23 protein-coding genes are annotated in these 24,198 nt (G+C 49.7%); 11 read left to right on the top strand and 12 right to left on the bottom strand.

The window, feature by feature from the left end; all coding sequences use genetic code 11:
• Positions 1-49 precede the first annotated feature (49 nt).
• The 5 genes from RDP42_RS00115 to argR form a co-directional block, all read right to left on the bottom strand.
• Entirely contained in the window at positions 50-1,174 is a 1,125-nt protein-coding gene (locus tag RDP42_RS00115) for an aminotransferase class III-fold pyridoxal phosphate-dependent enzyme (protein ID WP_308762033.1), read from the bottom strand.
• A 143-nt stretch (positions 1,175-1,317) separates the two neighbouring features.
• Entirely contained in the window at positions 1,318-2,286 is a 969-nt protein-coding gene (gene argC, locus RDP42_RS00110; protein ID WP_308762032.1) for an N-acetyl-gamma-glutamyl-phosphate reductase, read from the bottom strand.
• The gene (locus RDP42_RS00105) at positions 2,283-3,491 is read right to left on the bottom strand and encodes an argininosuccinate synthase domain-containing protein (protein WP_308762031.1); all 1,209 of its coding nucleotides are present in this window, start codon (positions 3,489-3,491) and stop codon (positions 2,283-2,285) included. The genes argC and RDP42_RS00105 overlap by 4 nt, the downstream gene beginning before the upstream one ends.
• Before the next feature lie 79 nt (positions 3,492-3,570).
• Positions 3,571-4,140: a GNAT family N-acetyltransferase gene (locus RDP42_RS00100; protein ID WP_072541565.1), complete on the bottom strand. Its 570-nt coding sequence runs from the start codon at positions 4,138-4,140 to the stop codon at positions 3,571-3,573.
• 23 nt (positions 4,141-4,163) lie between these two features.
• Positions 4,164-4,640 (bottom strand): arginine repressor, encoded by a 477-nt coding sequence (gene argR, locus RDP42_RS00095; RefSeq protein ID WP_308762030.1) that lies wholly within the window; start codon positions 4,638-4,640, stop codon positions 4,164-4,166.
• A 169-nt stretch (positions 4,641-4,809) separates the two neighbouring features.
• On the opposite strand from argR, the gene RDP42_RS00090 reads away from it, so the two are divergent.
• Positions 4,810-5,535 carry a methyltransferase domain-containing protein gene (locus RDP42_RS00090; RefSeq protein WP_308762029.1) on the top strand — a complete coding sequence of 242 codons (726 nt, stop codon included), beginning with the start codon at positions 4,810-4,812 and terminating at the stop codon, positions 5,533-5,535.
• Here the strand turns inward: RDP42_RS00090 and RDP42_RS00085 are convergent.
• The 4 genes from RDP42_RS00085 to RDP42_RS00070 all read right to left on the bottom strand — a co-directional run bounded on the left by RDP42_RS00085 (position 5,525) and on the right by RDP42_RS00070 (position 11,493).
• A complete protein-coding gene (locus RDP42_RS00085) occupies positions 5,525-6,649 on the bottom strand; it encodes a PepSY-associated TM helix domain-containing protein (protein WP_308762028.1) in 1,125 nt (374 codons plus the stop codon). The genes RDP42_RS00090 and RDP42_RS00085 overlap by 11 nt on opposite strands.
• A 9-nt stretch (positions 6,650-6,658) precedes the next feature.
• Positions 6,659-8,080 carry a DUF4374 domain-containing protein gene (locus tag RDP42_RS00080; RefSeq protein WP_308762027.1) on the bottom strand — a complete coding sequence of 474 codons (1,422 nt, stop codon included), beginning with the start codon at positions 8,078-8,080 and terminating at the stop codon, positions 6,659-6,661.
• A 32-nt stretch (positions 8,081-8,112) separates the two neighbouring features.
• Complete coding sequence (locus tag RDP42_RS00075; RefSeq protein ID WP_308762026.1) at positions 8,113-10,536, bottom strand: TonB-dependent receptor; 2,424 nt, start codon at positions 10,534-10,536, stop codon at positions 8,113-8,115.
• Between the two features lie 174 nt (positions 10,537-10,710).
• Complete coding sequence (locus RDP42_RS00070; RefSeq protein WP_308762025.1) at positions 10,711-11,493, bottom strand: Cof-type HAD-IIB family hydrolase; 783 nt, start codon at positions 11,491-11,493, stop codon at positions 10,711-10,713.
• A 407-nt stretch (positions 11,494-11,900) separates the two neighbouring features.
• On the opposite strand from RDP42_RS00070, the gene proB reads away from it, so the two are divergent.
• On the top strand, positions 11,901-12,995 hold the full coding sequence (proB, locus tag RDP42_RS00065) for a glutamate 5-kinase (RefSeq protein WP_308762024.1): 1,095 nt from the start codon (positions 11,901-11,903) through the stop codon (positions 12,993-12,995).
• Positions 12,996-13,008: 13 nt separating this feature from the next.
• Here the strand turns inward: proB and RDP42_RS00060 are convergent, their stop codons facing one another.
• Together RDP42_RS00060 and RDP42_RS00055 are read right to left on the bottom strand one after the other, a co-directional pair.
• Positions 13,009-14,145, bottom strand: a complete 1,137-nt coding sequence (locus tag RDP42_RS00060) for a Gfo/Idh/MocA family oxidoreductase (RefSeq protein ID WP_308762023.1) — start codon at positions 14,143-14,145, stop codon at positions 13,009-13,011.
• 31 nt (positions 14,146-14,176) lie between these two features.
• Complete coding sequence (locus RDP42_RS00055) at positions 14,177-14,566, bottom strand: hypothetical protein (RefSeq protein ID WP_308762022.1); 390 nt, start codon at positions 14,564-14,566, stop codon at positions 14,177-14,179.
• A gap of 93 nt (positions 14,567-14,659) precedes the next feature.
• Here RDP42_RS00055 and RDP42_RS00050 point away from each other — a divergent pair, with 93 nt between their 5' ends.
• Together RDP42_RS00050 and RDP42_RS00045 are read left to right on the top strand one after the other, a co-directional pair.
• Positions 14,660-15,214 carry a cupin domain-containing protein gene (locus RDP42_RS00050; RefSeq protein WP_308762021.1) on the top strand — a complete coding sequence of 185 codons (555 nt, stop codon included), beginning with the start codon at positions 14,660-14,662 and terminating at the stop codon, positions 15,212-15,214.
• A 20-nt stretch (positions 15,215-15,234) separates the two neighbouring features.
• Positions 15,235-16,890, top strand: coding sequence for an AMP-binding protein (locus RDP42_RS00045; protein ID WP_308762020.1), 1,656 nt, complete (start codon positions 15,235-15,237; stop codon positions 16,888-16,890).
• 62 nt (positions 16,891-16,952) lie between these two features.
• Here RDP42_RS00045 and RDP42_RS00040 read toward each other — a convergent pair whose 3' ends face one another.
• Positions 16,953-17,840: an NAD kinase gene (locus tag RDP42_RS00040; RefSeq protein ID WP_204477185.1), complete on the bottom strand. Its 888-nt coding sequence runs from the start codon at positions 17,838-17,840 to the stop codon at positions 16,953-16,955.
• Between the two features lie 197 nt (positions 17,841-18,037).
• On the opposite strand from RDP42_RS00040, the gene RDP42_RS00035 reads away from it, so the two are divergent.
• The 7 genes from RDP42_RS00035 to recG are packed head-to-tail and all read left to right on the top strand — an operon-like array spanning position 18,038 to position 24,089.
• Positions 18,038-18,751, top strand: a complete 714-nt coding sequence (locus tag RDP42_RS00035; RefSeq protein WP_308762019.1) for a pyridoxine 5'-phosphate synthase — start codon at positions 18,038-18,040, stop codon at positions 18,749-18,751.
• A gap of 3 nt (positions 18,752-18,754) precedes the next feature.
• Entirely contained in the window at positions 18,755-19,474 is a 720-nt protein-coding gene (locus RDP42_RS00030; RefSeq protein WP_072541575.1) for a MotA/TolQ/ExbB proton channel family protein, read from the top strand.
• 6 nt (positions 19,475-19,480) lie between these two features.
• On the top strand, positions 19,481-19,897 hold the full coding sequence (locus RDP42_RS00025) for a biopolymer transporter ExbD (protein ID WP_204475759.1): 417 nt from the start codon (positions 19,481-19,483) through the stop codon (positions 19,895-19,897).
• Between the two features lie 14 nt (positions 19,898-19,911).
• Positions 19,912-20,748 (top strand): TonB family protein, encoded by an 837-nt coding sequence (locus tag RDP42_RS00020; RefSeq protein ID WP_308762018.1) that lies wholly within the window; start codon positions 19,912-19,914, stop codon positions 20,746-20,748.
• 25 nt (positions 20,749-20,773) lie between these two features.
• Positions 20,774-21,322 carry a DJ-1 family glyoxalase III gene (locus RDP42_RS00015; protein WP_177867293.1) on the top strand — a complete coding sequence of 183 codons (549 nt, stop codon included), beginning with the start codon at positions 20,774-20,776 and terminating at the stop codon, positions 21,320-21,322.
• Entirely contained in the window at positions 21,322-21,990 is a 669-nt protein-coding gene (locus RDP42_RS00010; protein WP_303913690.1) for a 2-C-methyl-D-erythritol 4-phosphate cytidylyltransferase, read from the top strand. Before RDP42_RS00015 ends, RDP42_RS00010 begins: the two co-directional genes overlap by 1 nt.
• The gene (recG, locus tag RDP42_RS00005) at positions 21,990-24,089 is read left to right on the top strand and encodes an ATP-dependent DNA helicase RecG (RefSeq protein WP_308762017.1); all 2,100 of its coding nucleotides are present in this window, start codon (positions 21,990-21,992) and stop codon (positions 24,087-24,089) included. Before RDP42_RS00010 ends, recG begins: the two co-directional genes overlap by 1 nt.
• Positions 24,090-24,198 lie beyond the last annotated feature (109 nt).

The raw sequence follows: 24,198 nt of genomic DNA, 5'->3' as shown, positions 1-24,198 counted from the left end.
TAATATAAAATTTACCCCCGCTACAAGTGTCTGTGGCGGGGGTTGTTTTTTATTTCATGACGTGTTGCAGACGAGTCAGGAAGTCGTCGGCTTCTTGCATGCTCAGACAGAGCGGGGGAAGCAGACGGATGACGTTCGTACCGCTGACACCGGTAAATACCTTCTGTTCGAAAAGCAGTTGCTTGCGGAGTTCCTTGATGGGCTCTTCAAACTCCAGGCCAATCATCAGACCGCGTCCACGTACTTCCTTGATGCCTTTGAAGTGTTTCAGTTCTTCCAGCAGGTGGGCACCGACTTTGGCTGCATTTTCAACTAAGTTTTCTTCCTTCATCACATCGAGTACGGCGATGGCAGCGGCACAAGCCAAATGATTGCCTCCGAAGGTAGTTCCCAACTGACCGTACACCGGGGTAAATTTCGGGCTGATCAGTACGGCTGCCATCGGGAAGCCGTTGCCGATACCTTTGGCTACCGTAATCATGTCCGGGCGGACATCGCTGTACTGGTGGGCGAAGAATTTACCGCTTCGTCCGTAACCTGACTGAATTTCATCCACAATCATCACGGTATTGGTTTCGTCGCAGGCCTGGCGCATGGCTTTCAGGAAATCAGTGTCGGGTACCTGAATACCTCCTACGCCCTGGATGCCTTCAATAATCACGGCACAGACATCCCCTTTGGCCAGTTCGGCTTTCAGGGCTTCCGTATCGTTCAGCGGAAGGTAGGTGACATGGCCGTTGTCATTGATAGGAGCAATGATCTTGGGGTTGTTAGTCACTTCTACTGCCAGTGAAGTACGTCCGTGGAACGCTTTGGCGAAAGAGACGACGCGGGTACGTCCGTTGTAGAAAGAGGCCAGTTTCAAGGCATTTTCGTTGGCTTCTGCGCCGGAGTTAATCAGGAAAAGCTGGTAATCGTCGTAGCCGCTGATGGCTCCTAAGCGGTCGGCTACTTCCTGTTGCAGTTTGTTGATGACAGAATTGGAATAAAATCCCAATGTGGCTACTTGTTTGCTGATGGCTTCCACGTAGTGGGGATGTGCGTGGCCGATGGAGATTACGGCATGGCCTCCGTAGAGGTCGAGGTATTCCTGGCCTTTGTCGTCCCATACATGACAGCCTTTTCCTTTGACGATGTTGACATCGAAGAGGGGATATACGTCGAATAATTTCATACTTCTGTTAAGATTAAGAATGAAGAATAAGATGAAATCTCTTTCAGAACTTATTCTTCATTAATTTATGTTTTGCAGTCCTGCGGGAAGATGCGAGAAAGGCGATAAACTCTCGTTCTTCCTCTGGGTAGAGGACTTGTTGGTTAGAATGCGCTCGGTTTCAGTTTCAGTCCTACGGTTTCTTCCAGGTTGAACATCAGGTTCATGTTGTGTACGGCCTGGCCGCTGGCCCCTTTCAGCAAGTTGTCGATGCAGGAAACGATGAGCAGCTTGTCACCGTGCTTCTCCAGATGAATCAAACATTTGTTGGTGTTGACCACCTGCTTCAGGTCGATATTCTTGTCCACGATGTGGGTGAAAGAATCTTCTGCATAGTACTCTTCGTACATTTTCACGATTTCTTCCAGTTCCACTTTCGTCTTTACCACGATGGTGGCGAAGATGCCGCGCGGGAAATCACCTCGGTAAGGGATGAAGTCGATTTCAGAATGGAAACTGTTCTGCAACTGTTGCAGGGATTGCTTGATTTCCGGTACGTGCTGGTGGGCAAACGGTTTGTAGATGCTGAGGTTGTTGTTACGCCAGCTGAAGTGGCTGGTAGCTCCCGGTTTGACACCGGCTCCGGTACTTCCTGTAATGGCGTTGACCATGATGTCGTCGTTCAGCATCAGGTGTTTGGCCAACGGCAGCAGTCCGAGCTGGATGCAAGTGGCAAAACATCCCGGGTTGGCCACGTGTTTGCTCTTGCAGATAGTCCGGCGGTTCAGTTCCGGCAGACCGTATACGAAGTCGTGGTCGTCCGATTTGATGCGGTAGTCCATGGAGAGGTCGATGATTTTCAAGTCCTCGGGTACGTTGTGGCTTTCCATGAACTTCTTTGTATCTCCATGGGCCGTGCAGAAGAAAAGCACGTCGATGGTGTCGAGTGGAAGTTCGTCGGTGAATACCAAATCGGTTTCCCCATACAGCCCTTCGTGCACATCGGTAATCTTGTTACCGGCATTGCTGGAACTGTTGATGAATTTGATCTCTACATCCGGGTGGTTGATGAGCAGGCGAATCAGTTCGCCTGCTGTATATCCTGCACCTCCTATAATTCCTACTTTAATCATATATTGGCCTCGTCTTTATGGTTTGCATAATACGCACGAAGCGGAGTAGAAAGCACTTTGATGAAGCCTTTGGCATCTTCAGCTGTCCATCCTTTCTGCATTTCACCATATTCACCGAACTTGTTCTTTACCAAGTCGTCTTTAGAGTCTACGCCTACGGTAGAGAAGCAGTACGGACGAAGTTCCAGAATGGCTGTTCCGTTGACGTTACGCTGAGATTCCTGCAGCATGGCTTCGATGTCACGCATTACCGGTTCCAGGTACTGGCTTTCATGCAGGAACATGCCGTACCAGTTGGCTACCTGGTCTTTCCAATACTGCTGCCATTTGCTCAAGGTATATTTTTCCAGGAACTTGTGGGCACCGATAATCAGCATTGGAGCGGCTGCTTCGAAACCTACACGTCCCTTGATGCCGATGATGGTGTCGCCTACATGCATGTCACGTCCGATACCGTAAGCTGCACCGATTTCCTCCACTTTCTGGATGGCTTTGATTTTGTCGTCGAAGATGACTCCGTTGACGGCATACAGCTCCCCTTTCTTGAATTCCAGTTTCAGCAGCTCGCTGCCTGTTTTGTTTACCTGTTTCAGGTAAGCGCTTTCCGGCAATCCCTGGGTAGAGTCCAGAATTTCACCGCCGCAGATAGAAGTTCCCCAGATACCTACGTTGTAAGAATATTTCAGTTTGGTGAAGTCGGCTTCAAATCCGTGTTCTTTCAGGTAGTTGATTTCATATTCACGGCTCAATGCCATATCACGAGTCAGGGTGATGATTTCCACGCCCGGAGCCATTACCAGGAAGGTCATATCGAAACGTACCTGGTCGTTCCCTGCACCGGTAGAACCGTGTGCGATGGCGTGTGCACCGATTTCGTTGGCATAGCGGGCAATGGCCAGCGCCTGGAAGATACGTTCAGAGCTTACAGAAATAGGATAGGTTCCGTTACGGAGTACGTTACCGAATACCATGTATTTCAGACTCTTTTCGTAGTATTCCTGAGTTACGTCGATGGTGACATATTTCGTGGCTCCCAGTTTGTATGCGTTTTCTTCGTTTTTCTTCAATTGTTCGGGACTGAATCCGCCGGTGTTGGCACATGCCGCATATACTTCATATCCTTTTTCCTTTGCCAGGTACATCACGGTGAAAGATGTATCCAATCCGCCGCTGAAAGCAACGACAACTTTTTTCTTTTCTTCCATGGTTCTTATCTTTTTAAGGAGAAGTCTTCCAAGACTGGTTTCGGGAGGGGAAGGCTTCGTCGTCAGTTATTTTTGTATTTTAGAAATTGTTCACTTTGTCATCTGTATGCAGGGCCGGATCGTACAGCATGGCGGTGCAGATACAGAATTTACGTTTCTTGGCCATCAGGATTTCGTGGTTGATGCAGCCTTCGCATCCTTTCCAGAATGATTCATCGTCTGTCAGTTCATTGAAAGTGACGGGCACGTATCCCAGTTCCGTATTCATTTTCATGACGGCAGCTCCTGAAGTCAGACTGAAAATCTTGGCTTTCGGCCATCGCAGGCGAGCCAAGGTGAACGAAGCGTGTTTGATACGTTTGGCCAGTCCCAAACCTCTGTACTTCGGGTGTACAATCAATCCGGAGGTAGCCACATATTGTTTATTACCCCATGATTCGATGTAAGTAAATCCGGCAAAGTCGTCTCCGCACAAGGCGATGATGGCTTTTCCTTCCTTCATCTTGGTAGCTACATATTCGTGTGTACGTTCGGCAATACCTGTACCGCGGACTTTAGCTGCTTCTCTAATCGTGTCCAATATTGTGTCAACGTAAACCTCGTGTGAGGCGTCGGCTACCATTACATCAATTTGTTTAGTAGGTTCCATTCTTGTTCTTTATTCTATTATAATTAGTTTATATTCGGGATGATAGTAGAAAGGGCATGTTTGACTTCCGTACGCGTGCAGTTTTCACGTATTACCAGCATGATGGTATCATCACCGGCAATGGTACCGATAATTTCGTGGAAGTTGTGCATGTCAATGTCGTAAGCCAGGCTGCTGGCGTATCCGGGGCGAGTCTTGATTACGGCGATGTTGTTGGAGAACTCAATAGAGATGAAACCATTGTGTCGCAGCATCTCACTGGCCTTCTGCGGCTCGGTCATACGTTTGTACATAGTGTTGTTCGGCAACACGTATACATAATTTCCATTCATGCTGGCGGCTTTAGCTACCTTCAGTTGTTTTAAGTCGCGTGACAAGGTGGCTTGTGTCAATTGGAATCCTTCTTTCGTCAACTCTTGCAAGAGTTCGTCCTGACTTCCAATCTCCTTGCTGGAGATAATCATTTTGATGGAATCAAGTCTGCTATTCTTGTTCTTCATTGTATAATTATTCTTTTGTGGCTGCAAAAATACAGATATATTTTGAATATCATGCATAAATTCTTATTTTTTTAGGGGGTTTTTCTAAAAAACGCATGAATATAATGAATAAATAACCAAAACTGATTTTGTTTTGTATCTTTGTGCAGTTTTATAGAAAAAGAGAAATATGGAGACCACAATCTTGCAAAAAGAGAAAGACCCGATGGGGACTGCGATATATGAGTATTTCAAGACTGGAAAAGCCGGAAGGTTGAGGGTATTCTCCTCTCAGTTTGAGGAGGATGAGATTCCGGTGAAGGATTTGTTCCGTACGTATGCCCACATGCCGATGCTGGAGCAGACCGCCTTGAATCTGGCAAAAGGAAAAATTTTAGATGTCGGTGCAGGTAGCGGATGTCATTCGCTGGCTTTGAAGGAAATGGGAAAGGAATCGTTAGCTATCGATATTTCACCACTTTCAGTAGAGGTGATGCAGGCCCGTGGGGTGGATGCAAAGTTGGTAAATTTGTTCGATCCGCATTTTGCAGAGCGTTTCGATACCATCCTGATGCTGATGAACGGGTCGGGGATTATCGGTCGGATAGAGAATTTCGGACCTTTCTTCCAGCGGATGAAGTTGTTGCTGAATCCCGGCGGATGTATTCTGATGGATTCCAGTGATTTGAAATACTTGTTCGAGGAAGAAGATGGAAGTTTTGTAGTCGATTTGGCAGCCGATTATTATGGACAATTGGATTTCCAGATGCAGTACAAACAAATAAAAGGAGAAGCATTCGACTGGCTGTATGTGGATTTCAATACATTGAGTCTGTATGCTTCCCAATATGGCTTCAAGGCCGAGTTGGTGAAAGAAGGCAGTCATTATGACTACCTGGCCCGACTTACCTTGTAGGTCTTCGTTTCTTTTTCCACCAGAGGTAATATCCGCTGAGTGGAAGTACTCCCCCGATGAAGGCCGCCAGGAAATAGAGTACTTTGGTGTATACTCCTCCCCAACTTCCGGTGTGGAAGGCATAAAACCAACCTTTCAGCTTTTGGGAGCGAGGCGTATCTGCCGAGGTGATGATTCGGGTGAGTGTGCCGTTTGCTGGATTGAACTCTACGGTATCCGTTCGCCTCAGGTTATGCCCTTGGTTGACCTGTATTTTGTTTTTTTCGATACGCAAGGAGGCATAGTCGGGATACTGGGACTGTACCTGCCGGAAAGCTTTATCCCATGCCGAATAGTCAGTCTCTGCTTTTCCCTTTCCTTTCGTACGTATGCCGTCTGCCTCCTGCGGGGCAGAGTGGGAATGAGAGGATGCGGACGAGGTAACAGTGCCTCCGAAGAGTCCGTAGGCCAACGACCGGTACCATCCGAACGACCAAGTGAGGCCGGTGAGGGCCATGACCAGCAGGAAGAGGGTGGAGTAGAATCCGAGGGTTACGTGACTGTCGTACCAGAAACGGCGCCAGCCTTTGGTACAGGACACCTGCAATCGGTTGTGCAAGGCCTTCCGGCTGCGTGGCCACCAAATGATGAGTCCGCTCACCAGAATCACGACCATTAGTAAGGTGGAGATGCCGACGATTACTTTTCCGGTAGAAGAAGCTCCTTTTTGAGGAGGTGGATTCAACAGCCAGCGGTGCAATTTTCGCATGGTCTGGAAGAACGGATAGCTTTGGGTCCATCCGTTCACCTCTCCCGTATAAGGATTCACGCTCAAGTTTTTCTTTCCGGCATTCTGAAAGGTGACCATGACGGGTTCGTCGGCTGCGCCCCCGTATTGGAGGGCACTCAGCCTTAACGAATCGGCAATCTGTGTCTTCAGGCGAGCTATCAGTTCCGAAGGAGGTAATAGAGTAGCTTCGCCTTCCGGTACTTCTACCTTATATATAGATGGATTCAACCGCTGGGTGATTTCCTTCTCGAAGACCAGCGTGGCACCCGAGAAGCAGATGACCGAAAGAATGATTCCCAACGGGATGGAGATCCATCGATGTATTTTTCCGAATAATTTTCTCATTTTTAAAAGTTATTGCGCGGTTAATGCGATTTTGCCTACCGTCGTAATTTCGTCGGCTTCCACTTCCAGGCCTTTGACAGCTTCACCTGTTTCCGGATTGATTTTATAAAAAGTGGGAGTAGCTCCTTCTTCGGTGGTCAGTACAGGTAGGTAGAAATACTTGTTTTCCAGATAGGGAGCATTTCCGAAAGAAGAAATCAGGTTCTTGTCGGGCAGTCCCGTGATGGAAATCAGTTTTTGCTCGCTGGCCTTGAAGATAACCAGCTCATTCTTGGGCGCATTGACGCCCAGGGTGGTCACTTCTTCGATACTGCATCCGTAGTTGTTGAGCAGGAAATAGTCGCCGCCTACATGCCAGCAACGGAATAGCGGGTGTCCGGTAGCACCTTCCATGGTTTCCAGGTTGCAGTAATACTCGTCGAAGCGGGTGCTCCCGGCCGGAATGCGGACCACTCCCGAAGGAAGTTTACCTTGTACCTTGGCTTTCAGATTGGCATCAGCTGCCGGTTGGGTGGCCGTACGTCCGTATCCTCCGGAGAAGACATACAAGTTGCCGTCGTCGTCACTCCAGATGGTCTGGTAATATTGAGAGCGCATGCGTCCGCAGGCAAAACCGATTTTATCCGTCTGGGCAATGACAGGGGGTTCGTCGAAACTGCTGCCGCTATAGATGGCAATGTAGGCGTTGTCCGGGTATTGGGTCGACGGGATTTGTCCGGCGGTGTATTTGCCGCTGCCGGTCCCTCCGTCACCGGTAGCCACATAGTCCTGACTCAGTACCTTATCAGGCCAGGTATTTACACCGTAGTGGCTCATTCCCATCGGAATGATGGAAGTGTAAAGCTTTCCGTTGGCTTCTACGAATCCGGCCATGGTTACTTTCTCGCCGTTGCCTAAATAGTTTTCTGCTAAGATATCTTTCTGGTTGGTGCTGGTGGTTCCGGTTTTGGCGTTCAGATAGTTGAACAAAAAGCCTTGAGCCGCATTGCCTTTGCTGTCGGTCTGTTTGGTATCTCCGGTTGACACAGTAATTACGTTGTCGCCCCAGGTGCCGTAAGTGGTGAAGCGGTTGAAAGTATAGTTGTATTTCTTTTGGGGTACGTTGTTCGCATCCAGGTAGTAGCAGCCTCCGGTGCCTTGCGAACCGTTGTTGTATTTGATGCCGAAGAAATAATTCTGGTCATAGAAAATCCAGTAAGAAATCTGTTCCTGGAATTCTTTTCCGTTGTTCAGTACCGAAATCTTTCCTTCGTCCAGACTTTCTGCCGTAAGCAGGTAAGAGGTACCTCCGGCAGTGACCGGAATGACATAATTCCCTTTGAAGTTGTTGTGACTCTGAAAGGTGGGGTCGTTGTCTTCCTTCTGACAATTTGTAAACAGGCTTCCCATGCAGAGTAAGCCCAGTGTGTACATCCAGTTTTTAGTGATCATATACTTGTATTTTTGATTGTGATAAGGGTGAATTAATTTCCAAAATAAACACGGAACTTGCCATAGAAAGCCCGTCCAGCTTTTTGCAGGCTAAAGTTGTCATACAGCTTCTCGTCCGTGAGGTTCCGGCATTCCAGCGAGAGGTTATAGCGCCCGTTGCGGATGCTGTAGCCCAGCGATAGATTGTGTGAAAGCTGGGTCGGTACCCGGATTTTCGTAGAAGAGTCGCCGAACTTTTCCCAATACAAGGGAAAATCGTGCTGGTAGAAGCAATCCCATCCTAATGTCAGGGTATTGCCTTTGGCAAACAGGTCGTGCCAAGAGAAGTTGGCATCGAAGTTGGCATAGCGGTAGGGCAGGTTCGGGATGCGCTGTCCGTAGGTCAGGGCATTCTGTCCGCTGCTGGCCGCCCGCTTCTTTTCTTTGTCGCGGATGTCGAGGTTATTGAACGTACCTCCCATGTTGAACCAGTTACTATAGTTGTAACGAAGGGATACGTTGAATCCTTTGGTCTCTACCCGTCCGTGGTTGGTATAGCTACCGTAACTGGTACCGCCTACCGTAGAGAGGTCACGCTTGATGTAATCCTGGGTGTTGCGGTAAATCACCCCTCCCTCTGCATACAGTCCGTGTTTGCCCCATTGCTTGCTGTAGCTGGCACTGAGGTTCACATTGTCACTGCGTTCCGGTTTCAAGTTCGCTTTTCCTGCTTCCAGGTCACCGTCACCGAACAATTCCTGGGTGCTGGGCATGCGCAGTGCCTTTTCATACGAAAGCTTCAGTTGGATATCTTTGTGCAGGAAATACGTGCCGGCTGCTCCATATCCGAAGGAGTTGACGCTTTGTGATATTCGGGTGTTATTTCCTACGTTGTTGTCACTCAACTGTACTGTACCTTCGCTGAATGAATGATAATGCTTGCCGAAAACCGACAAGTTCCATTTTTCTGAAGGCATCAGGCGGTAGGAGAGACCGGCGATATTCTTTCGGCTTTGGGTTGGGTCGTCGAAGTCTTCCAGTACCGAGTTCTTTTCGATGAGGCTACGCCCCGTACGGCGGAAGGTGCTGAACACGTTGTTGAACGTAAAAGAATGTATCTTGCCCAGTCGGTACACGGCCGTGAACGTGGCGTTCCAGTTGGTGTTTATCTGCTCGCTGAACTGGTGGTTCTGTTCTCCGGCGGTCGAGCGGGGGATGCGGTCGCCTAACCAGTTATATTTATACATGGCCGTATCCACATTGGTCGTCAGATTGTGGTTGTAGTTGGCCGTCACTGTCACATCCAGTCCTTTGGTGAAAAGATTGCTTTTGCGGTATTCCACTGAAGGTACGACCGAGAATCCGTGACGGTGTTTCTGTCCGAACACGATTTCTTGGTACACGCCGTTTTGTATCTCTTTGTAGAAATGTGAATAGGCCACGTTGAACATCAATCGGTCGGCCCAGCTTTTGCCTGTCACGCCGATTTTTCCGATGACTGCCTCGTTGTGGAAGGTATCGTTGAAGCGTTTCACGTGCTGGATGTGGCTTTCGTCGCTGATGGACGTGTTGTTTTCGTGGTTGAACTCCTCCACCCAGTTGTCAATGTAGTAATTGTTGTCCGAGTAGTTCTGGTATGCGTTGATTTCATACGTCAGTCCGTTCTTGAAACTCTGTCCGAAATTGACATACGATTTGTGTGTATTGAAGGAACCGTAGGAATACGATGCGTCCAGGAACCAGTTCCGTCTCTGTTTGTTGGTCACGATGTTGATGACCCCTCCCAAGGCATCAGTACCGAAGCCTACGGGTACCACTCCCTTATACACCTCAATACGTTCGGCAAAGTTCACGGGAATGTTGTTCAGGTCGAAAGCGGTTCCGGCTCCCTCCTGTGGTACGCCATCGATGAATACCTTCACGTGCTTGCCGCTGAAGCCGTCGAGCATCAATTGTATGTCCGAGCCTACACCGCCCGATTCGCGCAGTTTCATTCCCGGAAGTTTCTGGAGCGCTTCGCTCAGGTTTTTGGTCGAGTTTTGCAGTTCCTTGGTATCTACAGCCACCGCATTGAAGGCCGACCGTTTGACGCGTCCCACTCCGCTGGACACCACTACCACTTCTTCCAGTTCGGTCACGGAAGGTTTCAGAATGATGTGTTGACGGCTGCGTCCGTCGGCCTGGATTTCTACTTCTTTTTCTGCTGTCTCAAAACCGATGGCCGAAACCACCAGCGTGTATTTTCCGGCAGGCGCTTTCAGGTGGTACAGGCCTTTTTCATTGGTTGTGCAACCGTATTGCGTACCTTTCAGATATACCGTGGCAAAGTCGACGATGCTTTTGTCCGAGGAAAGCACTTTCCCCGACAACAAGGCACGTCCTTGGGCAGAGACTCCCACGCCAATACACCAGCACAATACAAAGAATACACCCCATTTTAAGTTTTCGCTTCCCCGCGAAAAAGCTGAATTTCTCATTTACTGTAATTCGTATTTGTTGTTTCGCACTAATTTTCTGCCTGCAAAATTAGTATGGTTGTGCGGAGAAGGCAATCGCCAAAAGTGGGTAATTTAGACGAAGTATAAATACCTATTTGTGGGTATTGCAAGCTTGCACGCTTTGTGACAGAACGAATTACAGTAGTGTGTACTTTATAAAATGTGGAAATGCTGCAAGGCTTTCAGGATGCCGTCGTCGTCGACTGAGGTGGTTACGTAATCGGCTACCGCCTGGATGTGAGGAGCCGCATTCCCCATGGCCACACCTAATCCCACGTGCTTCAACATCGGGATGTCGTTGCCGCCGTCTCCGAAAGCCATGGTGTCTTGCAGGTCGATGCCGTAGTAAGCCAGCATTTGGTCGATGCCGTGGCTTTTGCTGTTGCCCCGGGCAATGATGTCGGCGAAGAGCGGATGCCAGCGCATCGGTTCACAGTGCGTGAGTACGCTACCGAAGATTTCCTCGTCTTTCTCTTCCGGAAAATAACCCATGATTTGCAGGATTTCCTTGTCCCGGGCAGTTTCAATGGGAAGGATTTCCGGAATGCCGATGTGGATGAGTTGAGCAATTTCGCGGACCGCTTCATTTTCGTGGGTCAGGAACCAAGTATTGTCGTGCACAAAGACGAAAGGCATTTCCGGGTGGGTGTGCTGGTAGTGGATGAGGCGCTCGATGTCCTCCTGCGGCACACAGCCTTTGTAGATGTCCTGCCCGTCGGCGGTGAAACAGTAGGCTCCGTTCAGGGTGACGTATCCGTCGAAGTCGAGGTCGCCCACGGCTTCCATCATTAACGATTTGGGGCGTCCGGTGGCAATGAATACCTTGATGCCTTTTTCTCTTAAAAGTTGCAAGGCCTTGCGGGTAGAGGCAGGTACGGTGTGGGTCTGGAAAGAAACCAGTGTGCCGTCGATGTCAAAGAATATCGCTTTTATCATTTGTCTTGTGCATTAAAAGTCCGTGCAAAGATACGGAATAAATGAAAGGAGAGGTACATAAAGCGTTCTATAATCGTAGATGGATGCCTATTTTCTTTTTCCAAATCTCCGGTGGAATAATGCATAAGAGGAGGGTCGTTTTCTACGTTTTCCATGGCTGAACCCTACGTTTCCCGCCCGTAAACCGTACGTTTCCGCCTTGGAAAACCTATGTTTCCCGGTGCGGAAACGTAAAGAAATCGGAGAAAGATTGGTATTTACGGGCTTACGTTTCTCTCAAACGATAGGCAGGCGGGAGACAGCCTTTTATATGAAGATCCTTTTAGAGTGATAAATTGTTTTGTTTATCCGATGTATTTGTTACATTTGTCGCGTAAAACAAATGAAATAATGAGTGTTTGAAAGTAATGGTAGAAAATAAAACATATCAATATAAACGGATTGCCGTAAAGATAGGCAGTAATGTGCTGACCCGTCGGGACGGTACATTGGATGTGACCCGTATGTCGGCCTTGGTCGACCAGGTAGCAGAGTTGTACAAAGCTGGAGTGGAAGTGGTGCTGGTGTCTTCCGGAGCGGTGGCTTCTGGACGAAGCGAACTGAAACCTCAGAAAAAGTTGGACAGTGTGGACCAGCGGCAACTCTTTTCTGCCGTGGGGCAGGCCAAACTAATTAATCGGTATTACGAACTGTTCCGCGAACATGGCATTACGGTGGGGCAGGTGCTGACTACCAAGGAGAGTTTTTCCACTCGCCGTCACTATTTGAACCAGCGTAATTGTATGCGGGTGATGCTGGAGAACGGGGTGATTCCCATTGTAAACGAGAATGACACGATTTCCGTCACCGAACTGATGTTTACCGATAACGATGAACTTTCGGGCATGATTGCTTCGATGATGGATATGCAGGCACTGATTATTCTCAGTAACATCGACGGCATCTACAACGGCTCTCCTTCACAGCCGGGCACTTCGGTCATCCGTACCGTGGAGCGGGGAAAAGACCTTTCCGACTACATCCAGACCGAGAAATCCGGTTTCGGCAGAGGAGGTATGCTCACCAAGAGCACCATTGCCCGGAAAGTGGCCGATGAAGGCATTACGGTGATTATTGCTAACGGAAAGAAAGAGAATATCTTGCTCGATTTGTTGTGTCATCCCGATACCACGGTATGTACACGTTTCCTCCCCGCTCCAGCAGAGGTGTCGAGCGTTAAGAAATGGATTGCCCACAGTGAAGGTTTTGCCAAAGGGGAACTGCATTTGAACCGGCAGGCGGTGGAGGCCGTCAGGGGCAGCAAGGCGACCAGCATCCTTCCGGTAGGAGTGACGCGGGTGGCTGGTGATTTTGAGAAGGACGACATCGTGCGTATTATGGACGAACAGGGACAACAAATCGGGGTAGGCCGTGTGTCGGCCGATGCGGCTGAGGCTATCTTGCTGGTCGGACGCCACGGGCAGAAACCACTGGTACACTATGACTACCTTTATCTGGAATGAGGTTGAATTGTCCTCATTCCATAGAAATCGTTTTGCGTTGGGCGATAGACTGGATGGATAACGGAGTAACCGAAGTCCAGAGTGCCAAGTCGCGCAGGTCGGCCGGGTAAGTGAGCTCCTGTTTCAAATCTGCCTCCAATGCTTTGAGCATGATGTAGTCCATGCCCTCGTGGTGTGTATCCAGATGGAGTGCTTCTTCTCCCCAACGTTTCCAGTAGGTATGTGCATATTGTTGCAGGTAAGGTGCATCCGGCTCCCAAGTTTCGTGGGGACTTCTTCCTTCGATATAGATACGTTGCAATTCTCCCTGCCAGATTCCTTTCGTGCCCTGTACCTCCAGGTCCAGACTCCGGGGGCGGGGTAAGGTGGTGTCGTGCGTAAGCGAAACCAATATACCGGAAGTCGTTTCCAGCTGCGTCAGGACGATGTCTCCTTGGGTGATAGCCGGCTGTGCATTTCCCCCTAAATCCCGGATACGCTGATGCAGTCCGGCTGGTTTGGAAGCAAAGGAGGTGAGGCGGACGAAACGGTCCTTGCGAGGAATGCCGGCAATGAGACAGAGCGGAGCCAGTCCGTGGGTAGGATAGAGGTCCCCGTTTTCTTGCAGATAAAATTTGCTTCGCCAGATACTCTCTGTCTTTTTCCGGTTGCCCAGGTTTCCTTTGTCGTCCAACAGAAGGTTGCGCAGGTCGTGGCGGTAGCCGCCGCGCAGGTGTACGATTTCTCCCAATGCGCCTTCACGGACCAGGTTACTCATGGCCAGTACTTCTTGTCGGAAAAGGGTGTTTTCCAGTGGAAACACCTTCTTCCCGCAGGTATCGGCCGCTTCCAGGAGAGGCCGGTATTCGTTCAGGTAGAGTCCTCCTTTGATTTCAAGTGCCACATGGCAACCGGCTTTCAGGCAATACAGGGCATGCGTCACATGCAGTTGCCAGGGTGAGGCAATGAACACCAGTTGCGGGGCATGCGTGGCAATCATCCGTTGGTAATCGTCACCTCCCCGATTGTAACAAGGCACGCCATAGTCCTCTTCCCGGGCTTCCGGGTCGGCAATGGCGGTAATCTGGAAATAAGGAATGTGACGGCAGAGGGCCAGCAGTTGCTTGCCGCGGTATCCCATGCCGATATAAGCGATTTTGAGTGTTTCCATCGATTGAAAGGTTAGGTAGGGTGAATACGGGTCAGTGTCTGGACTCCAGGAACTGGATAAGCAATTCACGGGGCAGGGAGTAAGTCTTTCCGTGCGCTTGCACGTATTTCAACAGGGTCACTCCTTCCTGTTGCAGGCGGGCTTTGGGCACGATGTCTTCCGTGTCTTCTGCCATTTTCAGCATCATCATGGCAGCCAGTTCTATTTTTTCGATTCCGTCTTTGTCTTCGTGGTATTGGTTAAGCAGTTCTTCACATTTCATTTGTGCCAATTGTTCGGGTGTCACTCCTAAAATTTGCCGGGCCGTGCTTTCATATTCCTCCCAGTCTGTTTGGCTGATGCGCTTTCGGCGGAGAATCAGGTTCACAATGGCAGCGAAGATTTCCTGAATCATGCGTATGAGATAATCTTGTCGAATCATGGTTTTTAGGTTTTCGGTTGCAAAGTTCGAAATATTTTTCTTGCTTTTTCATAATCTTTCGTAAATTTGAGCGAAGAACTAAAAAATCGAACTATGGACGAGCAAATAAGACAAATAGGGGAACGCATCCGTGGATTGCGTGATGCCTTGGAACTAAGTGTGGAAGAAATGGCCGACCGCTGCGGGCTGCGGGTAGAACAGTATCGTGAGATTGAGTCGGGAGAGTTTGACATTGCCGTCAGCACCTTGCAGCAGATTGCGCGGAAATTTGACATCCCGTTGGATGTGCTGATGTTCGGAGAAGAGCCCAAGATGAATTCTTATTTTCTGACCCGCTGGGGAACAGGCATCTCGGTGGAACGTACGAAAGCCTATAAATATCAGGCACTGGCTTCCGGTTTCCGAAACCGCAAGGCCGATCCTTTCCTGGTAACCGTAGAACCGAAACCGGTAGATACACCTATTTATTATAATACCCATTATGGTCAGGAATTCAACATGGTGTTGGAAGGTCGGATGTTGCTCAGCATCAATGGGAGAGACCTGATTCTGGAACAGGGCGACAGCCTTTATTTTGATTCTTCCCTTCCGCACGGCATGAAGGCCCTCGACGGGAAAGCCGTGAAATTCCTGGCAATTGTAATGTAGAAATTAAGACTGAAAAATATATGTTAGAAAGATTCGTTGAACAGACTCATTTTACCTCGCAAGAGGACTTCATCGCACATTTTAAGGTAAAAGTACCGGAAAATTTCAATTTCGGTTATGATGTGGTAGATGCCTGGGCGGCAGAACGTCCGGAAAAGAACGCTTTGCTTTGGACCAACGACAAGGGTGAGCACATTCAGTTTACGTATGCAGATTTGAAGAAATATACCGATATGACGGCTTCCTACTTCCAAAGTCTGGGTATCGGGCAGGGCGACAAGGTGATGCTGATTCTGAAACGCCGTTATGAATTCTGGTTCTCCATCATTGCCTTGCACAAGATTGGGGCTATTACGATTCCGGCCACGCATTTGCTGACCAAGAAAGACATTGTGTACCGCTGTCAGGCAGCGGGTATCAAGGCGATTGTCGCTGCCGGTGAACCGGTTATCACGAAGCATATTCTGGATGCCATGCCGGAATCGCCGACGGTGGAACGGCTGGTGAGCGTAGGGCCCGAATACCCGGAAGGCTTTGAAGACTTCCATAAAGGGATGGAGGCGGCACCTCCTTTCGTACGTCCGGCACATGTGAATACCAACGACGACATTCCTTTGATGTATTTCACCTCGGGTACGACCGGTGAACCGAAGATGGTAGCCCATGATTTCACGTATCCGTTGGGACACATCGCTACGGGATGTTTTTGGCATAATCTCCATGAAGACAGCTTGCATTTCACCATTGCCGATACGGGATGGGGAAAGGCCGTATGGGGAAAACTCTACGGGCAGATGATTGCCGGAGCCAATATCTTTGTGTATGACCATGAGAAGTTTACGCCGGCTGATATTTTGCAGAAGATTCATGACTATCACATTACCTCGCTTTGTGCGCCTCCTACCATCTACCGCTTTCTGATTCGGGAGGATTTGTCGAAGTATGATTTGTCGTCACTGGAATATTGTACCACGGCGGGAGAGGCTCTGAATTATTCTGTGTATGAAACCTTCAAGCGTATCACGGGTATCCGGTTGATGGAAGGTTTCGGTCAGACGGAAACGGCTTTGACCCTGGCTACTTTCCCGTGGATGGAGCCCAAACCGGGCAGTATGGGGGTACCTAATCCGCAGTATGACATTGATTTGCTGAAACCGGACGGCCGTTCGGCGGAAGATGGAGAACAAGGGCAGATTGTGGTGCGTACCGACAAGGGCAAACCGCTGGGACTGTTCAAGGAATACTATCGCGACCCGGCCTTGACGCACGAGGCATGGCATGACGGGGTGTATTATACCGGCGATGTGGCCTGGCGTGACGAGGACGGTTACTACTGGTTTGTGGGCCGTGCTGACGATGTCATCAAGAGCTCGGGTTACCGTATCGGCCCGTTCGAAGTAGAGAGTGCCCTGATGACTCATCCGGCGGTGGTGGAATGTGCCATTACCGGTGTGCCCGATGAAATTCGCGGACAGGTGGTGAAAGCGACCATTGTATTGGCTAAGGATTACAAGCAGAAAGCCGGACCGGAACTGGTGAAGGAATTGCAGGACCATGTGAAACGGGTGACGGCGCCTTACAAGTATCCGCGTGTCATTGAGTTTGTCGACGAATTACCGAAGACCATCAGCGGTAAAATCCGCCGGGTAGAAATTCGAGAGAAAGATAATGCCTGAATGAAATAAAACTGAGAAAGCCGGGATGTGGTAAGCGTTCCGGCTTTTTTTGTGTCAAAAATTCAGATGCGTGTATCGGCTCCCCACATCATTTTCTCGCGCAGGGTGTTGAAGAAAGAGTGGTGGCAGCGTTTCACAATGCGGATGAAATGTTCACCCCGACGGATGGTCAGCCGGCTGCCTTCGCGGAAGGTCTCGCTACGACCGTCAATGGCAATCAGGAAATTGTGGCTGCGGCTTTCCACTTCTAAGGTGATTTCCCAGTCATCCCGAATCACGATGGGACGTACGTTGAGGCTGTGCGGGGCTACGGCGGTCAGGCTGATAGTACCGCTTTGGGGGACTAAAATCGGGCCACCTACGCTGAGGGAATAACCCGTAGACCCGGTAGGAGTGGCCACAATCAGTCCGTCGGCTTGGTACACATTCAATAATTCCCCGTTGACGTATGCCCGAATGGAAATCATGGATGAACTGTCGCGCTTCAGGATGGCGATTTCATTCAGTCCGTAGGGATATCCTTTTAGCACCTGTCCGTTGCTGGTCAGTTTCAATACCCTTCGCGGTTCGGCCAAGTACATTCCCTGATGGATCTCTTCAAAAGTTTCCTCCATCTGGTCGGGGGTAATATCGGCCAGGAATCCCAGACGTCCGGTGTTGATACCCAGTATGGGAATTTCCTTGTTACCCACCAGGCTGGCGGTTTTCAGGAAAGTGCCGTCGCCACCGATACTGAGGGCCATATCCGCCGTAAAGTCATCGTGACCGTTGAAAATCTCCAGTCCTGTCAGGTCTGCACTCGTATGCAAGCGCAGGAACTCGTAAAATTCCCGGTGAATACAGATATGGTCTTCCTTGTGCCGGAGAATCTCCAGCAGATGGGTCACGTGGGCTGATTTATGTTCCTGATACGTGTTTCCAAAGAGGGCGAATTTCATCTTCCGCTGCATATAGGGTGTCGTTTTTATCAATCTTTTTAAGAATAAACATGTCAAGTTTTTCGTAAAACCTGCTAACTTTGCACGATGTTGATGCAAAGATAGTGAAAGGCGAGGGCAGAGACAAACGGAAAACAAAGTTTTCAGATTGGACTATGCCGGGCCGCATCCTGTCTTCGCGTGAGCAAAGATAACGAAATTCACGGAATATGACTAAATTAAGTGTAAACATAAATAAGGTGGCTACGCTTCGTAATGCACGTGGCGGAAATAACCCGGATGTAGAGAAAGTGGCCTTGGACTGCGAGCAGTTTGGGGCGGAAGGTATTACGGTTCATCCGCGCCCGGATGAACGTCATATCCGCTATTTGGATGTGTATGCTTTGCGCCCGGTATTGAAAACGGAATTTAATATTGAAGGATATCCCTCAAAGGAGTTTGTCGATCTGGTATTGAAGGTGAAACCTACCCAGGTAACGTTGGTGCCGGATGCGCCCGATCAGATTACCTCCAACTGTGGTTGGGATACCAAAACACATCAGGCATTCCTGACGGAACTGATGGACACTTTCGGAGAAGCAGGTATCCGTACGTCTATTTTTGTGGGGACAGACTTGGAATTGATTGAATATGCAGCCAAGACAGGGGCCGACCGGGTGGAACTGTACACCGAACCTTATGCTTCCCTTTATCCAAAAAATCCGGAAGCGGCTGTGGCTCCTTTTGTGGAAGCTGCCGACCGCGTACATAAACTGGGGATGGGACTGAACGCCGGACACGATTTGAGTCTGGTGAACCTGAAGTATTTCCATGAGCATATTCCTTGGCTGGATGAGGTTTCCATCGGCCATGCCTTGATATGCGATGCATTGTATTTAGGATTGAAGAAAACCATTGAAGAATATAAAAATTGCCTTCGTTAAATTATGATGACTTTAACTTTACTGGCTGCCGCTCAGGCTGTAGCCGACACGATGGCCGGAGCAAATCCGGTACTGACTCCGGTTTCTTCCGGTGAGCCACAGATGAATCTTTGGGACATGGCCTGCAAGGGAGGCTGGATTATGATTGTACTGGCTGTGATGTCGGTAATTGCTTTCTATATTTTCTTTGAACGGGCAGTAGCCATCCGTAAGGCGGGAAAGGATGACCCTTTGTTTATGGACCGTATCCGCGACTATATCAAGTCGGGTGAAATTAAGTCGGCCATCAACTACTGCCGTATTACGAACACTCCTTCGGCCCGCATGATTGAGAAAGGAATCACCCGTATGGGCCGTCCGGTAGCCGACGTGCAGGCTGCCATCGAGAATACCGGAAACATTGAAGTGGCCAAGCTGGAAAACGGCTTGTCTATCATGGCCACCATTTCGAGTGGGGCCCCGATGCTGGGATTCCTCGGTACGGTGACCGGTATGGTGCGTGCCTTCTGGAACATGGCCAACGCGGGCAATAACATCGACATCACTTTGTTGTCGAGCGGTATTTACGAAGCCATGATTACTACGGTAGGTGGATTGGTGGTAGGTATTGCTACAATGTTTGCCTACAATCACTTGGTATACCGTGTAGACAAGGTGGTGAGTCAGATGGAAGCACGCACATTGGCTTTCATGGACTTGTTGAATGAACCGACTGAAAAATAAACGCGTATGGCATTAAAGAGAAGACAGAAAATATCACCCAGCTTCAGCATGTCGTCTATGACCGACCTGATATTTCTGCTGTTGATATTTTTTATGATCACTTCTACCATGGTATCGCCGAATGCCATCAAGGTGCTTCTGCCGCAAGGGTCGGAGCAGACTTCGGCCAAGCCTATGGCACGGGTGATCATTGACAAAGACCTGAATTATTACGGTGCCTTCGGTAACGAGGATGAAATGCCGCTGGCCATTGACGAGGTGCCCGCATTTCTTCAGGAATGTGCCCGGAAAGAACCGGAGATGTATGTGGCCTTGTACGCCGACGAGTCCATTCCGTATCGTGAAATCGTCCGGATATTGAACATTGCAAACGAGAACCATTTCAAAATGGTCTTGGCAACTCGCCGTCCGGATAAAAACTAAAAAGCAGAGTGACGTTGAAAAAAAATAAGGTAATCGGAATTGTATGTACGGTGGTTTTGCACCTGCTGGTGTTGCTGCTGCTGTTTCTTCTGAAGCTGACCGTACCGGCAGAACAGGAGGAAGGCGGTGTGCCCGTGATGCTGGGCAACACGGAACTGGCGGGAGGGGAAGCCGACCCTTATACCTTGACCGAGGTAGATATGATGCCTTCGGAAGCCCCTGCTGCCCAGGAAGCGGCGGAGACACCTGCCGTAGACCAGCCGATGATTACGCAGCAGGATGAACCTTCGTTGCAGGTGAAGAAGGAGACTCCGAAAAAAGAAACGCCCAAGAAGGAGCAGCCGAAGAAAACGCCGGTGAAGACCGAAACGCAGACCGTGAACAAGCCGAAGGAGAAGACTGAGGCGGAGAAACGGGCTGAAGCGGAAAAGGCTGCGGCACAGGCGGCTGCCAACAAGATAGCCGGTGCCTTTGGGAAAGGCTCTCAGATGGGTAGCAAGGGAAATGCTTCCGGTACCGGTTTGCAGGGAAGTCCTACCGGGAATTCCTCTACCGGAAAGACGAGTGGCGTAGGCGGTTATGGTACATTCGACCTGAACGGCCGTTCACTGGGCAGCGGAAAACTTCCGGTACCGGTGTACAACGTGCAGGATGAGGGCCGTGTGGTAGTAACCATTGTGGTGAACCCTGCAGGGCAGGTCATCAGCACCAGTATCAACAAGCGGACAAACACGGTGAACCCGGCGTTGCGGAGAGCAGCAGAAGAGGCGGCCCGGAAAGCCCGTTTCAATGCGGTGGACGGGGTGAACAACCAGAGTGGTACCATCACCTATTATTTTAAATTGAGATAATTTTTAATTCTAAACAGATAGATTTATGAAAGCAGTTTGTATCTTTTTGGCTGAAGGTTTCGAGGAAATGGAAGCCATGTTCCCGTTGGATATCATGCGTAGAGGCGGATTGAATGTGAAAACCGTGTCTGTAACCGGCAATAAGACCGTAACCAGCTCTCATCAGGTACCTATCGTAGCCGATATGTTGTTTGAAGACCTGAAAGAGGACGAAGTGGAAATGATTGTACTTCCCGGAGGACTGCCAGGTGCTACCAACTTGGATGCACATGCCGGACTGGACAAGCTGATCATGAGTTTTGCTGCTGCCGGAAAACCGCTGGCTGCCATTTGTGCCGCTCCGCTGGTATATGGCAAACGTGGTTTGCTGAAAGGCAAGAAAGCAACCTGCTATCCGGGCTTCGACAAGTTCCTGGAAGGAGCAGAATATACAGGCAACATGGTAGAAATCGTCGACAACTTCATCTTGGGTAAAGGTCCGGGTGCTGCGCCTGCCTTTGGCTTTGCCATTCTGGAAAAATATGCCGGTGCAGAAAAGACCCTTGAAGTGAAAAAAGGAATGTTGCTGGCATAATGAAGAAATATGTCATTGTGGTAGCGGGAGGAAAAGGCCTGCGTATGGGGGGAGAGATTCCCAAACAGTTCATACCGGTAAAAGGAAAGCCGGTGTTGATGCGTACGCTGGAGGCTTTTCATGCCTGTGACCCGCAGATTGAACTGATTGTGGTGCTTCCGGTGGAACAGCGTTCCTACTGGGAGCACCTTTGTGCTGAATACGGATTTACCTTGCCTCACCGGATTGCGGCGGGTGGAGAGACCCGTTTTCATTCCGTGAAGAACGGACTGGCTCTGGTAGAGGAAGACGGATTTGTCGGAGTGCACGACGGAGTTCGTCCTTTTGTCTCTTCCCAAGTGATTGCGGATTGTTATGCGAAGGCCGCCACCCTGCAGGCAGTAGTGCCTGTGACGGATGTGGTGGAAACCGTACGTCATCTGTTGCCCGAAGGAGGCAGTGAGACCGTATCGCGCAATGAATACAAGCTGGTGCAGACACCGCAAGTCTTTACGGTGGAACTGCTGAAACGGGCTTATGCCCAGGAATACAAGCCCTTCTTTACCGACGATGCTTCGGTGGTGGAAGCATTGGGTCAGCCGGTACATCTGGTACCTGGCAATCGGGAAAATATCAAACTCACCACCCCTTTTGACTTGAAAGTAGCAGAATCTCTTATCGACGACTGATGTTTGACTTATCCACACGCGACGTGAAATATTTACCGGGGGTAGGACCGCAGCGGGCGGCTCTACTGAATAAGGAATTGAACATCTATTCCTTACGCGACCTGTTGTATTATTTCCCCTACAAGTATGTGGACCGAAGTCGTCTGTATTACATCCACGAGATTGACGGCAATATGCCCTACATTCAGTTGCGTGGACGGATTTTGAGTTTTGAAACGTTCGGTGAAGGCCGTCAGCGTCGGCTGGTGGGACATTTTACTGATGGTACGGGTGTGGTGGACCTGGTGTGGTTTCAGGGGTTGAAATACATCACCGGGAAGTACAAAGCTAATGAGGAATACATCGTATTCGGTAAGCCAACAGTGTTCAATGGGCGCATCAACGTAGCGCATCCCGACATCGACCCGGCGCAGGAACTCACTCTTTCTACCATGGGCCTCCAGCCCTACTACAATACGACGGAGAAGATGAAGCGTACCAGCCTGAACTCGCATGCGCTGGAAAAGCTGATGAAGAATCTTTTCCAGGTCTTGCAGAAAGAAACTTTTGAAGAAACTCTGAGTCCTTCCTTGATTGCGGTCCATCAGCTGATGCCCCTGACGGATGCGTTGTATAACATTCATTTCCCGCAGAATCCGGAATTGCTCCGCAAAGCCCAGTATCGGCTGAAATTCGAGGAACTGTTCTACGTGCAGCTCAACATTCTCCGTTACACCAAGGAACGTCGCAACAAGTTCCGCGGGTTGGTGTTCGAGCATGTGGGTGAGATTTTCAATACCTTTTATGCGCATCATCTGCCTTTCCAACTGACGGGGGCACAGAAGCGTGTCATCAAGGAAATGCGTCGTGACATGGGGAGCGGTCGGCAGATGAACCGGCTGTTGCAAGGTGACGTGGGCAGCGGAAAGACCCTGGTGGCTCTGATGACCATGCTGATTGCCTTGGACAACGGTTTCCAAGCCTGCATGATGGCTCCTACTGAGATTTTGGCTACCCAGCATTATGAGACCATCCGCCACTTTTTGGAAGGGATGCCGGTGCGGGTAGAACTGCTGACCGGCAACGTGAAAGGCAAGCGCCGGGAAACGATTCTCCGGGACTTATTGACAGGGGATGTGCATATCTTGATTGGCACGCATGCCGTGATTGAAGATACCGTCAACTTCTCTTCGTTGGGACTGGTGGTCATTGACGAGCAGCATCGCTTTGGAGTCGCTCAGCGGGCCAAGCTGTGGGGCAAGAATACCCGTCCTCCCCATGTGCTGGTCATGACGGCTACTCCGATTCCTCGTACACTGGCCATGACCTTGTATGGTGACCTCGACGTGTCGGTCATCGACGAGCTGCCTCCCGGCAGAAAACCCATCCAGACCATCCATCAGTTTGACAACCGCCGGAAAAGTATGTATGAGTTTATTCGGAAACAGATTCAGGAAGGGCGTCAGGTGTACATCGTGTATCCGCTGATTCAGGAAAGTGAAAAAATGGACATCAAGAACCTGGAAGAAGGTTATATGCACATCTGCGAGGAGTTTCCTGAATATAAGGTCAGCAAGGTACATGGCAAGATGAAACCGGCAGAGAAAGAAGAAGAGATGCAGCGTTTCCTGGCCAACGAAACCCAGATTATGGTAGCTACTACCGTGATTGAGGTCGGGGTGAATGTGCCTAATGCCTCGGTGATGGTCATTGAAAATGCCGAACGCTTCGGGCTTTCCCAGCTGCACCAGTTGCGCGGACGGGTAGGCCGGGGGGCCGACCAGTCGTATTGCATTCTGGTGACCGGATACAAGCTGTCGGAAGAAACCCGCAAGCGCATCGAAATCATGGTGCAGACCAATGACGGCTTTGAGATTGCCGAAGCCGATTTGAAGCTGCGCGGTCCCGGTGATTTGGAAGGTACCCAGCAGAGTGGGGTGGCCTTCGACTTGAAGATTGCCGATATTGCCAAAGACGGTCAGTTGCTGCAATATGTCCGTGGTATCGCTGAACGCCTGTTGGAGGATGATCCCGAAGGGGTGAAACCGGAGAACCGAATTGTCTGGCAGCAGCTGAAAGAACTTCGGAAGAAGAATGTGAACTGGTCGGTAATATCCTGAGAATTAGTGCTCTAAAATTTTCTTGTAGGCGTGCTGAAAAACGCAAGTACGTTTTGTAGTGTACTAAATAAGTTGACACAATTTATTTAGCGACATGCGTAAAAAACGA

It is taken from the genome of uncultured Bacteroides sp., from assembly GCF_902472605.1.
Lineage (GTDB): Bacteria > Bacteroidota > Bacteroidia > Bacteroidales > Bacteroidaceae > Phocaeicola.
The sequence above is the reverse complement of the archived record's forward strand: the minus strand, read 5'-3'. Positions and strand labels throughout refer to the sequence as shown.